Source organism: Enterococcus sp. C65 (assembly GCF_040887165.1).
Taxonomy (GTDB): domain Bacteria; phylum Bacillota; class Bacilli; order Lactobacillales; family Enterococcaceae; genus Enterococcus_B; species Enterococcus_B hirae.
In genome coordinates this window covers 280,627-293,771 of record NZ_JBFOFG010000003.1, presented here as the reverse complement: position 1 = coordinate 293,771, position 13,145 = coordinate 280,627, and the positions used below count along the sequence as shown (strand labels likewise).

Below are 13,145 nucleotides of genomic sequence, written 5' to 3'. Positions count from 1 at the left end.
TATGAAATATTTTCCCATGGTAAAGTATTCCTCGTTGGACACAACAAAACTATTTTTAAATTTATGAAGGAGATCTTACATGAAATCACTTAAAACATTACTATTAGGAACAACTTTGACTGCCGGCGCACTATTCTTTATGGGAACATCTGCACATGCGGACGAAGCTTATACCGTTCAATCAGGTGATACGCTATCAACGATTTCTCAAAAATACGTTGGTGATAACTCCTTGATCCAAACTATTGCAGAAAAAAATTCAATCTCAAACATCAACTTGATTTATTCAGGTCAACAATTAACAATCCCAACAGGCGAACAAGCAGCAACAACACAAACAGCTTACCAAGCGCCTGCTCAAACAAAAACAGTGGCTGAACAACCAGTGAAGCAAGAAAAAGTTCAACAAGCAGCACCTGCTCAACCAGTTGCTCAAGCAACGCAAACAGCGGCACAAGCAACACCAGCGACAACAAACACAAGCTCAGCGAAAGAATGGATCGCTCAAAAAGAATCTAGCGGTTCTTATACAGCAACAAACGGTCGTTACATCGGACGTTACCAATTAGATTCTTCTTACTTAAATGGTGACTATTCAGCAGCAAACCAAGAACGAGTTGCTGAACAATACGTATCTTCTCGTTACGGCTCATGGGAAGCAGCTAAATCTTTCTGGGAAGCAAACGGTTGGTACTAATATAAAATAGCTTGTTTAAAAAGCGAAGATCCCTCTTTAGGATCTTCGCTTTTTTATTGATTCTATTCATTTATTTTTTTGAGATTGTTTTAACTTCTTCATCGCCCATTCGTAGTGACTGGCAGTTGCAGAAATGAAATAACTACCTAATGTGGTATTCCCCACCCATGCAAATTGCTTTTTCTGGAATAACTCTTCATTACTCAAGGCGTCTAATTTTTTCATTACTTGCTCATGGCTTTTTTTCAAATAGTTTTCAGCTTCCACTAAAGAAGTTGTTTGATGCTTTTCTACAAACTCTTCATTCATCTTCCCGTAGGTTCGCCAATTATACGGTTCAGGCAAGAAATTTCTTTCTTCTCCGTTAAAGTTGCTTTCAAGCCATCGTAACAATAGTTGATGCCATTCGTATAAATGGATCAATACATCTTTTAAGTCTTTGTCTCGTCGCCAATGTGCTTCCTTTTTTTTCGCCAAAAACTCTTCACTAAATTGAAAGGATTGCTTGCGATCTTCCTCACTCATACCGTTAATTAATTTCCATAAATCATCGAATTGGCTGTTTGCTTTTTCAAGCAATTCATCTTTTGATTTTGGTCGCATATAACGCACCCCCTCTTTTTTGCTAAATCACCTGCTCACCATAAGGAATTTCAAAATGATTTGTAGTAACTTTTATGTGTTCATTATTTTGTATTACGAGCAACAAAAGCAAAACGATGTTGCAAATTATAAATCGCACCATGTCGTTTCAACTCTTCATAAAGTCCCAATAACTCTTTGAAATTTTTCTCAACTGTAAATCCTGGGTACTCCCATTCAATCGTCCGTACATAAAAGATCAAACTATCCATATCAAAGAATTGTTGATTCAAATAGGCTTCGTCACAAAACAAAAGATCAAAATGGTGCTGTTCTAGTTCTGCTTTCACTAGGGAAAGATGAAAATCAAAACATTTTTTCCTTACTTCTGGCATCAAACGAGAAGCCAAATTCAACCCGTTGAAATCTCCTACTTGTTGAGAAATAAATAACCCATCCGCTTTCAAGACACGCTTCACTTCAGTTACTGCAAAAGATTCATGAGAATTGATCACTAGATCAAATGAATCATCTGGAAAATCCAATACGTCCTCTTCCCCCACAAATTTTACGGTTACACCTTGAGGGGCAAGGGTTTGTAATAATAGCTGGTAATTAGGCGGATACCCTTCCGTTACTGCTGTCTGTTCATAAGGATGGTTAAATGTTTGTAACAATTCACCTCCACCTGTTCCCATATCTAATAGAGACATAGTTGGAGTTAAATAATTTAAAACAAGCTCTCGGTAATCCCACGGAGGCTCTTCACACGACCATTTCCCATCTAAATAGGAAAAATCCCAGCCAGTAAAATTTTTCTGTTGTTCCTCACTTTTAAGCCACTCTTTTTTTAATTGGTCCATCATCTTTTATCGCTCCAGTCATTATGATTTTATAATCGTTGACGGCGATATAGTCGATTGGATAAAGCATACTCGATATAGGTCTATCCATTCCACTATATCGAGTAGCTACCTCGTTGTTTTCTCATGTTCATTCTCCTTTTGATTGACTTAAAAATAGTATATCATGAAAACCAGGAACAGAAAACGCTTACTAAAAAACTGTTTTGTGCGTTTGCTTAGAATGTTAGATAGTGTGAAATCTATAAATTTTGGGACTTCTACGGCTCCTTCTATAACTCTTTCTTATGTGGGTCAAGCTTTCCTTCATCTTTTATTGGACAACATTTCAGTACATCAGCTATCTGAATATTTTACATAGAAAAAAACTCTTCTATCAGCTTTTACTAAAAGCTGTTAAAAGAGTTTAAGTTAGTGTATCAGCCAATAACTCATTATTGATTCAAGATATCCTTTGCTTTCATTTTTTCCATTTCTTTTATTGTCTTTTTTTTCTTTGATTCTTTTCCGCCTTCATAAATACAGATCAATGTAATCAAACCAACAATAGGCATTAATATATTTCTAAATGTTAGATTTAAATGACCTGTCAAAACGATAAAAACAACTAAACCACTGAAAATCACTGGTAAGATCGCTCCCATATATTTATTCCCTATATAACCACTTAAGGTTTGAAACCCAATCACACCAGCAATAAATAGAAGTTGTATTATATTATTCATCTATACTCTCCCTATGTTTTTTTATAATTTCTTTTGCTACGTCTAAACTTATTTTTTCGTTAATCACGAGTTGCATCATTGATACTTCAAAAGAATCTTCTTGCTTTATATCAAAAAGTTTTATTTTTTCAATTAATCTATCTAACCTTAATCTTACTGTTGGGTAACTAACTTCATACTCTTTTGCTAACTGCTTTAAGGAACCTGATGCCAACAAAAATTTCTTAATAAATACTTGTTCCTCAGGTTCTAAATTAAAAAACCATTCCATTCATTAACCTCCCAACAAAACATAAATATAATTAAACAAAGTTTAACATTGTTAAAAATAAAACACAACTTAATTTATTAAGTATAATTTATAAAGAATTTCGAGATGCGATTTGAATAGAAAAAGAGAAAGGGATAAAAGTCGTTATCATTTATTCATATTTTGACAATTTTACTTCATCCAGCATCAATTTTTACAAAACAAAAACTCCCTCACCAACTTTTTCTAAAAGTTGATAAAGGAGTTTAAAAGTTGTTTACTCGTTGAATATGAAACCCGTGTCAAAATTATCTGATACCAAGTGCAATTCGTGCATAGCGACTCATCTTATCGGTCGTCCAGGCTGGATACCAAACTAGTTTGACTTCTGCCTTAGTTACTTCTGGCACTTCTTTTAAGGCGTCGTGGATTGATTCAGTTAGGATATCAGCTAACGGGCAACCCATGGTTGTTAAGGTCATTTTAATGACTGTTTCTCCGTTTTCTGGATCAAATTCGATTTCATAGATCAAGCCTAGGTTGACGATATCGATCCCTAGTTCAGGGTCGATGACCATTTCTAAGGCAGCTAAGATTCGTTCCTTGATTTCGTTGACTTCTTCTGCAGACCATTTTTGGTTTGCTTCGCTCATCTTGCAGCACTCCTTCATGCAATTTTCATTTATCATACTCTTTTTTTGCTCATTTGTAAATGAGAATCGAGAGGTTCTATTCTCATTTAGCAGGTTGAAAACAGAAAATTCTTCTGACTTATTTAAATCAATTATTGTTTTTTAGTTTTTGAAGGAGTTTTCTTTATTTCGGGAAAGACACCCGTAGAACGGTAAAGATTTTGTTCGCTTTCATTAGCAAAACGGCCAAATACCGAATGCGTTGGTAAAATATTGATAAAAGCATCTTCGTCGATTTCATGGACGATTTGATCTAAATCATACATTTCATAACGAGTGATCACCATCATGATCGTTTTACCTTCTTTTTTAGAATAGCCACCGATTGATGGTAAGAGGGTCATTCCTCGAACCATATTTTGAGCGATCGCTGCGGTCACTTCATCTGGTTTAACCGTCACAATCATGGCGGTCACTTTTTGATGACTTGTATGAATCGCATCAATCACTTGGGTCATGGCATAGATAGAGATAATCGTATAGAGCGCACTCTCCCAGTTAAAAAGAAAGCCCGCAATCACCACGATCAAACCATTTAACATCAACATATAATTTCCAACGGTTTTCCCTGTAGTTTGTGAAAGGACTAAAGAAATAATATCCATTCCTCCAGTTGTAAACCCCATTTTAAGTGAGATCCCTACACCAACACCTAACAAAACACCGCCGACTAAGGCATTCATTAAAATATTGTCCGTCACCTGCCCAGTGGGAAGTAAGGTAGTTGCTACCGATACGGCTACTACATTGACAAAACTTAAAATCGTTGCTCGTCTGCCTACTTTCAAGAACCCTAGAATAAAGACAGGGATATTCAAAATAAAGATAAAGGCACCTGTGTCCACTTTTACGTGGAGCCAGTCAGATAATAACGAGGCAATGATTTGGGCAATCCCATTCATCCCTGCGGAAAAGACGTTTGCTGGAATCAAAAAATAATTTAAGGCAACCGCTGCGGTCAATCCGGTGACTAAGATAACCACAATCTTTTTTAATATTTCATTTCTTTGATACACTGTCATAATCTTACTCACAAGCACCTCTTCCTTTCAAAGTTATTCCAATTGTAAGAATAACAGGTTATGAATTAAATTAAAATACTTGAATCATAAATGAGAATAATTTTAGTAAAGCTTCAACACAATCATTTGACTATGATACAATAAAATAAAAACAAATCAGGAGGATCACTATGGCAAAAGATGCAAGTTTTGACATTGTTTCAGAGGTCACAATCGAGGAAGTCAGAAATGCGATCCAGCAAACAATAAAAGAATTAACCAACCGTTTTGATTTTAAAGATTCGACTATTGATATCAAATTTGATAACAATAAATTAACCATTCTCAGTGACGATGATTTCAAGATCGAACAAATCAAAGATGTCTTGTTCAGTAAATTAAACAAACGAAATGTTCCAATCAAAAATATCCATTTCTCTGAATCAGAGCATGCCCTTGGAGGAAAAGCACGCCAATCCGCTGAACTTATCAATGGCATTGATCGGGAAAATGCCAAGAAAATCACAACTGAGATCAAAAATTCAAAGATTAAAGTAAAAACCCAGATTCAAGAAGATCAAATTCGTGTAACTGGAAAAAACCGTGATGACCTTCAAGCGGTGATTGCTTTATTGCGAAAATTAGATCTGCCAATCGAACTTCAGTTTACTAACTATCGTTAACAGATAGCTTTACTTGTCAGACAATGAAACAATTGATCAAATACGCGCTTGAACAGATAAGACACCTGAATCTACCAGTCGTTTGTGGTTGATTCAGGTGTTTTTAATTTTAAACTACTAGCGCTAGAGTAATTTCACATCTCCAATGATTTACTTTTGTGCCAAAAATCGGTGATTTCTTTTGTGAGTTCAGATAGGTTTCTAACAGTGGTCGCTGACTGCCAATGTCTTGGAAATAATTGGCGATAATCCAACCGAGTAAAACGCTGATCTGCTAACAAGACGATTCCCTGATCACTGGCATCTCTAATGACACGCCCCGCTGCTTGTAAGACTTTATTCATACCAGGTAATTGGTACGCATAAGCAAATCCCAGCTGATCTTTTTCGTCATAATATTCTTTGATCAACTCCTGCTCATGGTTCATTTGTGGTAATCCAACGCCAACGATCATACTGCCAATTAATCGGGTTCCTTTTAAATCGATCCCTTCTGAAAAGATTCCGCCTAACACACAAAAAGCTAGTAAGGTTTCGTCTGGATCAATTTGAAACTGCTTCAAAAATGTTTCTCTCTCAATTTCACTCATCATGGTATCTTGAATCAGCACCTTAACATCTGGATGTTTCTCTTGAAAGGCTGTCACTGCCTGATCCAAATATTGGTAAGAGGGGAAAAATATCAAGTAATTTCCGATCTTTTCTTTTGTAAAATGTTGGATCGTTTCAATCAATCGAGGCATGTTCTCTTCTCGTTTACGATAGGTTGTTTCTAAATAATTTGTGATCAGCACTTTTTGGTTTTCTTCTGGAAAAGGACTTGGCAAGCGATAAGCTAAGCTCTCTTTTCCTCCTAGCGTTTCTTGGTAATAAGACAATGGCGAAAAACTAGCGGAAAATAAGATACTACTTCTCCCCTTAGCTAACGATTGTTCTAAAAAATCACTAGGATCGATGCAAAATGCTTTGATGATGAAATCTTGATAAGTTTTCTCTACAGTTGTTTCATAATGATCATCGTAAAATTCACTGATTTTCAAAAAGTGAAGTAAGTCAAAATAAAAGGGGAGTAAAGTCTCTTGAATGGCATGTTCAGGATACTCTGCCAACCACTCTTGGATGTGCTCACTCAATTGATAACCAGCATTAACCAATGTGTCCGCGGGTGCTTTTTGATGGTGGTAGGTCCACCCATCTTCATTTGAAATTTCCTGGATCTGATCGAACGCTTTAAGTAACTTATTAAAACGTCGTCTTAACTTTTTAAATTCTTTTGGAATAAGTGCATAGACGTTTCTAGCGCTTCGATATGAAAGTTTTGCGGAGTACATCTCTCGGGAACGACTGACCAAATTATGGGCTTCATCAATCAGAAAAAGATGATCCTCATTTTTTTCGCCTTCAAAAAAACGTCGTAAATAAACAGTCGGATCAAACAAATAATTATAATCCCCAATAATCACATCACACCATAAACTCACATCTAGCGACAACTCAAAAGGACATAGCGTATGTTTCTTCGCATAGGTTTCAATAACTTCTCTGGTGATTTGATTTTCATGATTCAATAAATCCCATAATCCTTCATTGATCCGATTGTAATACCCGTTGGCATACGGACATTGATCTGGATTACATGTTGTTTCGTCTAAAAAACAAATCTTATCTTTGGCTGTCAAAGTCACACTTTTGGTCTCAGCACCCACATCTTTTAACGCCTCCAAAGCATCTTCAGCGACTTGTCTCGTGATTGTTTTAGCCGTTAAATAAAAAATGCGTTCTCCCTCTTCTTCTCCTATTGCTTTCAAAGCGGGGAACAGTGTAGAAACTGTTTTTCCAGTTCCTGTCGGTGCTTCGACGAATAATTTTTGTTTTGTACGAATCGTTTTATAGGCAGCGACTGCTAACTCTCTTTGACCTTTACGGTAGTTGTCATAGGGGAATTTCAAAGCCATCAAAGAAGCATTTCGAACGGTACGCCAATTCTCTTGAAAAATCAGCCATTCTTTATAGTCATCTGTAAGTTTTTTAAAAAACTCATTTAATTGTTCGATGGTTTGATGCTCAACTTTTCGGGTAATGATTCCTTCAGTAGTTTGATAATAAGTTAGTTGCAAATTAATTTCTTTTAAATCATGTTCATGACAATAAATATAAGCATAGGTTCTTGCTTGATGGAAAAATAATTCAATTTGTTCTTTTTCTAAGTCTTCATACCTCGGTTCCGAAGTTTTTATTTCATCAATATAATAGATGCCTTCTTTTTGGAACACGCCATCTGCTCGCCCTTCTATGATTAGCTGGTATTCCTCGAAGTGGACAGTCGTCTTTAAAAAGACTTCTTTTTCATAGTCTTCTCCAGCATCTTTTTGAAGCTTCCGATGGATCTTGGCACCTTCCAGTGCGGTATGGTTACTTTTTTTACGATTGTCGATACTGCCACGCCTTAAGATAAATTCAACAAGGTTACGTACCGATATTTTTGATTGCTTCACCACTCCCACTCCTTTGACTATAAGCTTACCTGAAAAAGAAAAGAATCGCAAAATACAAAAATTGTTCTTATTCATTTACCGATTTATAAACCTCAGCAAATGAAAGAAATACTACTATTTACTCACTTTTTCCTTTCATAAGTATGTTTACAAAGCTATAGATTTGTTTACATTATTCAGATATCTCTCTCCCTTTACATTCATCATCGTTCACTTGAAAGTAAAGTAAAACATCCGAAAATAGCTTTTTGCATTTTCGGATGCTTCCCTTTGTTTTTCAGAGTTGGACATCACTGTCGCAAGCTCGAATAGGATATAGAATTAGGATTTTTGGATGAGCTCACTCTAACACCAACTTATTAAAAAGAAGTGAGAATTTTCTGTCCTCTTGTTTAAAATCTCTCAATACTTTTATTTTACATCTTGTCATTGAAATAAGTGGTTCATTTAGGAAGCAAGAAAACTCGGCTACAAAAAAACATGACTCAGCTCTACTATATTCAATTAATTCAATTAATTCATTTATTATTCATTCAATTCGATTTAGATTCACCGTGGACCATTCCTCAAGTAGGGTCTTTTGTTTCATCTTATCAATTGAGTTATACTAGAATTAAGTAAGCGATCAGGAGGAACTCTTTATGCATATTGAACAAATCAAAACTGGGATGATCGAAGAAAATTGTTATTTGGTTTATAACGATGAAGCTTTACTGATTATTGATCCTGGTGAAGATGCAGCAAAAATCAAAACGCAAATCGAAAAAACGCAACAACAACCCGTAGCGATTTTACTAACACATACCCACTATGACCATATCGGAGCCGTCGAAGAACTTCGTCAGTTTTATCAGATCCCTGTATATGTTAGTCCATTAGAACAAAGTTGGTTAGGCGATCCGATATTGAATCTTTCTGGTTTGGGAAGACATGATGACATTGCGAATATCATTGTTTCACCTGCTGAATATGAATTTGAAATGAAAACCTATCGTCTAGGGAATATGACATTTCGGGTCGTCCCTACACCTGGCCATTCGATTGGAAGTGTCAGCTTTATCTTTGATGATTTTGTCGTATCAGGTGATGCACTATTTAAAGGCAGTATCGGTCGAACCGATCTATATACTGGAAATCTGGAACAGCTGCTACACAGTATTCAAACCCAGCTGTTTGTGTTGCCAGATGAATTTGCCGTTTATCCTGGGCATGGAGATGCTACGACCATTGAACATGAAAAAAGAACCAACCCTTTCTTTAATGCTTAACTAACAAATCGATTGGAGGCTGTAAATATGACTAAAACCACTCTTTACATCGTCAGACACGGAAAAACGATGTTCAATACGATTGAACGTGTCCAAGGTTGGTGTGACACACCACTCACCAAACAAGGCCAAGAAGGAATCCACTATCTTGGAAAAGGATTGAAAGACGTTGATTTTTCTTTTGCTTATTCTAGCGATAGTGGTCGTGCTATTGAAACGGCACGTATCATCCTCAGTGAACATGCCAAAGGAAAAGATATCCCTTACTTTATCGATCAAAGGATTCGTGAATGGTGTTTTGGCTCCTTAGAAGGTGGCTATGACATGGAAATGTGGGGAGTTATCCCCCGAGTATTAAACTTCAAAACTTATGATGAGATGTTCACGACGGACGTAACTTTTGAACAAATTGCTAATGCTATTTATAACCTGGATACCGCTGGCTGGGCTGAGACCTACGATACTTTAAAAAATCGTGTATGGTCAGGATTTGAAGACATTGCGCACCATTGCGAAAAAAATGGTGGTGGCAACGTCCTAGTTGTTTCTCATGGGTTGACGATTGGCTTTTTACTCAGTCTAATTGACGTACATCAACCTGTTCGAGCAGGCTTATTAAATGGCAGCGTGACAAAAGTGACGTATGAAAAAGGCAATTTTTCAATTGAAGGAATCAACGATACTAGTTACATTGAGCAGGGAAAAAAACACTCGCGGGATTCTTTCTTATAATCATTCTGTTATCAAACACTGGTTTGCGAGTACTCACTTGAGTACTCGCTTTCTTATACCCTCTTGCTATTTCTCAAGTTTTTCTTAACATCAAGAAAGCATTTGGTTTTCATTAGAAAGAACGGTATACTTAATACTGTATTTTATTTGGGAAGGAAGGTCCGTATGTTTTTTGCAAATATCATCAAAGCAGCTATCTTAGGAATTATCGAAGGGATTACCGAGTGGTTGCCGATCAGTAGTACTGGTCACTTGATCCTAGCAGATCAGTTTATCAAGCTAGACGCTAGCACACAGTTTATGTCGATGTTCAACGTCGTTATTCAATTAGGTGCTATTTTAGCAGTCGTCGTTTTATATTTTCATAAATTAAATCCCTTTTCTCCAAGCAAAACCACTATTGAGAAAAAAGATACTTGGACATTATGGTTCAAAGTCGTAGTCGCTTGTATTCCAGCAATTATTATTGGATTACCTTTAGATGATTGGTTAGAAGAACATTTTCATAAATTTCTACCAGTTGCGATCGTCTTAATCGTTTATGGGATTGCATTCATTGTTGTGGAAAAAAGAAACAAGACAAAAACACCACGTTGGACAACCTTAAACGATTTTACTTATCAAGCGGCGTTACTGGTTGGATTATTCCAAGTATTAGCGTTAGTTCCTGGAACTTCTCGTTCAGGAGCTACGATCCTCGGAGCCATTTTGATTGGTGCTTCTCGATTTGTAGCAACAGAATTTTCATTTTTCCTTGGTATCCCAGTGATGTTTGGTGCCAGTGGTTTAAAAATCGTGAAGTATCTAGCTGAAGGAAACTCCTTTAAAATGGAAGAAACGATTATTTTACTCGTTGGAACCCTCGTATCATTTATTGTCTCCGTTTTAGCCATCAAATTCTTGTTAAGTTATTTGAAGAAAAACGACTTTACAATTTTTGGTTGGTATCGTATCATTTTAGGGATCATTTTGATTGGTTACTGGTTTATCGCAATGTAACTGAATAAAACGAAGTCAAAGCACCGTATGATTACGGTGTTTTTTTATATTTATTCTAATTATCCCCTTTCCAAAAACGCGTTATTCTAAATGATAACTATTATCGTTCTCATTTAGCGATTTTTATTATCAATTAGAATTTTCGTGTGGTATATTGATTTTGTAAAGGAGGAAACAAATATGACTCGTTTAATACAGACATTTATCCCGACAATCGGTTGTTTATTACTTATAATTTTAGGTTTGGCTACTCAATCTTTTGTGCCTTTTCTAAGTATCATCTTTTATTTAGGAGCCATCTCATTCGGTGGTTTCAAGCAGACTCGTGAAGGGTTGACCGAACTCTGGCAGGAAAACACATTGAATGTTGACTTATTGATGGCCTTGGCAGCAATTGGCGCTTGTTTAATCGGTGATTTTTTAGAAGGTGCGATGCTTACGTTTATTTTCTGTTTAAGTGGCGCTCTCGAAGAATATACGACCAGTAAAAGTCAGCAAGAAATTACCGCTTTAATGAATCTACAGCCACGAAAAGCACAACGTTTAACTGCAAACGAAGAATTAGAAGAAATAGCTGTAACTGATCTTAAGATCAATGATCGGGTATTTGTCCCAAAAGGTGGAACGATCCCAATTGACGGCTATTTAGAAAGTCAACAAGCAACGGTTGATGAAGCAACATTGAGTGGTGAATCTGTACCAGTTGAAAAAGTTCCTCATGATGAGTTATTTGCAGGAACGATCAATCGAGGGAATCCTTTGATCCTACAGGTGACTAAAAAAAGTGATGAGACCGTTTTCGCTAAAATCATCCAGCTGGTTGAAAAAGCACAAAGCACCCCTACAAAGACCGCTTCTTTTATCTCTCGTATTGAAAATACCTACGTTAAAGGTGTGTTAGTCGTTGTTCCATTAATGATTCTTGTTTCATATTTCATTTTTGGCTGGAGTTTTCAAGAAAGTTTTTATCGGGGAATGGTTTTACTGGTTGTCGCCTCTCCTTGTGCGTTGGTTGCCTCTGCGACACCTGCAACACTAGCAGCCCTTTCTAACGCTGCCCGCAACGGTATGCTGATCAAAGGTGGACTCCATTTAGAACAATTAGCTGATTTAAAAGCAATTGCCTTTGATAAAACCGGAACTTTAACGAAAGGTAAACCGATAGTAACTGATAGCTATTTTGTAAAAGATCAGAATCTGGCGCAACAAATCTTAGTTTCAATGGAACAAAAAACAACGCACCCCTTAGCTCAAGCAATCGTAACACATTTTGACATTGCTATACCAAAAGACATCCAAAAATTACCAATCGAAGAAATCACGGGGTTTGGTTTACGAACAGTTTACCAAGAAGCTCAGTGGATTGTAGGTAAATGGGAACCAGAAAAAACGTCGATAGCTGAAAAAGAACTTCTTGATAAAATTCATTTACTCGAACAACAGGGAAAGACAGTGATTGTTTTAACCAAAGACAATCAATTGATAGCACTCATCGGCTTATTAGATGTGCCGAAAGAAAATGCCCAACAAGTCATTGACTATTTCAATAACCAGCAAATTGATACCAGCATGATCACTGGAGATAACCAAGGGACTGCTGCAGCTATTGCAGAGAAAATTGGTGTTCAACACTTACTGGCTGACTGCACGCCATCGGATAAAACACACTATGCACAACAGCAAAAAGAAAAGTATGCTGTCACAGCAATGGTTGGTGATGGTGTCAATGATGCCCCAGCTCTTGCAACTGCTTCACTAGGAGTAGCCATGGGACAAGGAACGGATGTCGCTATGGAAATTGCTGATATCGTCTTGGTAAAAAATGACTTGCAAAAATTAAGTTATGCCCACCGTCTTTCACTAAGAATGAAGAAAATCATTAAGCAAAATATTATTTTTTCTCTTACAGTGATTTGTTTACTGATCCTTTCTAACTTTCTGCAATTTTTAAATTTACCTCTTGGCGTGATTGGTCATGAAGGAAGCACGATCTTGGTTATCTTAAATGGGTTACGTTTATTGAAACCCTTACCTGAAGATACTTCCAAAAAATCACGTTGCACTGGCTGTCCCTTACAGCCGAATCACCACTCTATCTAGTTTTTCCACTCTGATGAACCTCACTTTTGTAACCGTTGAAAAAATGATATGATTGATG

13 protein-coding genes are annotated in these 13,145 nt (G+C 36.7%); 6 read left to right on the top strand and 7 right to left on the bottom strand.

The genetic code is table 11. The features are described from left to right. Positions 1-79 precede the first annotated feature (79 nt). Positions 80-697 (top strand): LysM peptidoglycan-binding domain-containing protein, encoded by a 618-nt coding sequence (locus tag AB3I12_RS04980; RefSeq protein WP_063627043.1) that lies wholly within the window; start codon positions 80-82, stop codon positions 695-697. A 66-nt stretch (positions 698-763) separates the two neighbouring features. Here the strand turns inward: AB3I12_RS04980 and AB3I12_RS04975 are convergent, their stop codons facing one another. The 6 genes from AB3I12_RS04975 to AB3I12_RS04950 form a co-directional block, all read right to left on the bottom strand. Next, complete coding sequence (locus AB3I12_RS04975; protein WP_063627042.1) at positions 764-1,300, bottom strand: ClbS/DfsB family four-helix bundle protein; 537 nt, start codon at positions 1,298-1,300, stop codon at positions 764-766. An 83-nt stretch (positions 1,301-1,383) separates the two neighbouring features. After that, the gene (locus AB3I12_RS04970; RefSeq protein ID WP_063627041.1) at positions 1,384-2,145 is read right to left on the bottom strand and encodes a class I SAM-dependent methyltransferase; all 762 of its coding nucleotides are present in this window, start codon (positions 2,143-2,145) and stop codon (positions 1,384-1,386) included. A gap of 431 nt (positions 2,146-2,576) precedes the next feature. Further along, positions 2,577-2,867, bottom strand: coding sequence for a hypothetical protein (locus AB3I12_RS04965; RefSeq protein WP_010719324.1), 291 nt, complete (start codon positions 2,865-2,867; stop codon positions 2,577-2,579). Beyond that, positions 2,860-3,138 carry a DUF2089 family protein gene (locus AB3I12_RS04960; protein ID WP_063627040.1) on the bottom strand — a complete coding sequence of 93 codons (279 nt, stop codon included), beginning with the start codon at positions 3,136-3,138 and terminating at the stop codon, positions 2,860-2,862. Before AB3I12_RS04960 ends, AB3I12_RS04965 begins: the two co-directional genes overlap by 8 nt. A 287-nt stretch (positions 3,139-3,425) precedes the next feature. Beyond that, positions 3,426-3,770 (bottom strand): metal-sulfur cluster assembly factor, encoded by a 345-nt coding sequence (locus AB3I12_RS04955; protein ID WP_010719329.1) that lies wholly within the window; start codon positions 3,768-3,770, stop codon positions 3,426-3,428. 131 nt (positions 3,771-3,901) lie between these two features. Further along, positions 3,902-4,849 carry a YitT family protein gene (locus tag AB3I12_RS04950; protein WP_174270241.1) on the bottom strand — a complete coding sequence of 316 codons (948 nt, stop codon included), beginning with the start codon at positions 4,847-4,849 and terminating at the stop codon, positions 3,902-3,904. Positions 4,850-5,001: 152 nt separating this feature from the next. Between AB3I12_RS04950 and AB3I12_RS04945 the strand changes: the two genes are divergently transcribed. Continuing rightward, positions 5,002-5,493, top strand: coding sequence for a YajQ family cyclic di-GMP-binding protein (locus AB3I12_RS04945; protein ID WP_010719331.1), 492 nt, complete (start codon positions 5,002-5,004; stop codon positions 5,491-5,493). 134 nt (positions 5,494-5,627) lie between these two features. Here AB3I12_RS04945 and AB3I12_RS04940 read toward each other — a convergent pair whose 3' ends face one another. Beyond that, entirely contained in the window at positions 5,628-7,991 is a 2,364-nt protein-coding gene (locus tag AB3I12_RS04940; RefSeq protein WP_063627039.1) for an ATP-dependent DNA helicase, read from the bottom strand. A 638-nt stretch (positions 7,992-8,629) separates the two neighbouring features. On the opposite strand from AB3I12_RS04940, the gene AB3I12_RS04935 reads away from it, so the two are divergent. The 4 genes from AB3I12_RS04935 to AB3I12_RS04920 all read left to right on the top strand — a co-directional run bounded on the left by AB3I12_RS04935 (position 8,630) and on the right by AB3I12_RS04920 (position 13,087). Next, positions 8,630-9,256, top strand: coding sequence for an MBL fold metallo-hydrolase (locus AB3I12_RS04935; protein WP_063627038.1), 627 nt, complete (start codon positions 8,630-8,632; stop codon positions 9,254-9,256). A gap of 27 nt (positions 9,257-9,283) precedes the next feature. Continuing rightward, positions 9,284-9,988 carry a histidine phosphatase family protein gene (locus AB3I12_RS04930; protein ID WP_053766367.1) on the top strand — a complete coding sequence of 235 codons (705 nt, stop codon included), beginning with the start codon at positions 9,284-9,286 and terminating at the stop codon, positions 9,986-9,988. Between the two features lie 165 nt (positions 9,989-10,153). Next, positions 10,154-10,987, top strand: coding sequence for an undecaprenyl-diphosphate phosphatase (locus AB3I12_RS04925; RefSeq protein WP_010737464.1), 834 nt, complete (start codon positions 10,154-10,156; stop codon positions 10,985-10,987). A 180-nt stretch (positions 10,988-11,167) separates the two neighbouring features. Next, positions 11,168-13,087, top strand: a complete 1,920-nt coding sequence (locus tag AB3I12_RS04920; RefSeq protein WP_063627036.1) for a heavy metal translocating P-type ATPase — start codon at positions 11,168-11,170, stop codon at positions 13,085-13,087. Positions 13,088-13,145 lie beyond the last annotated feature (58 nt).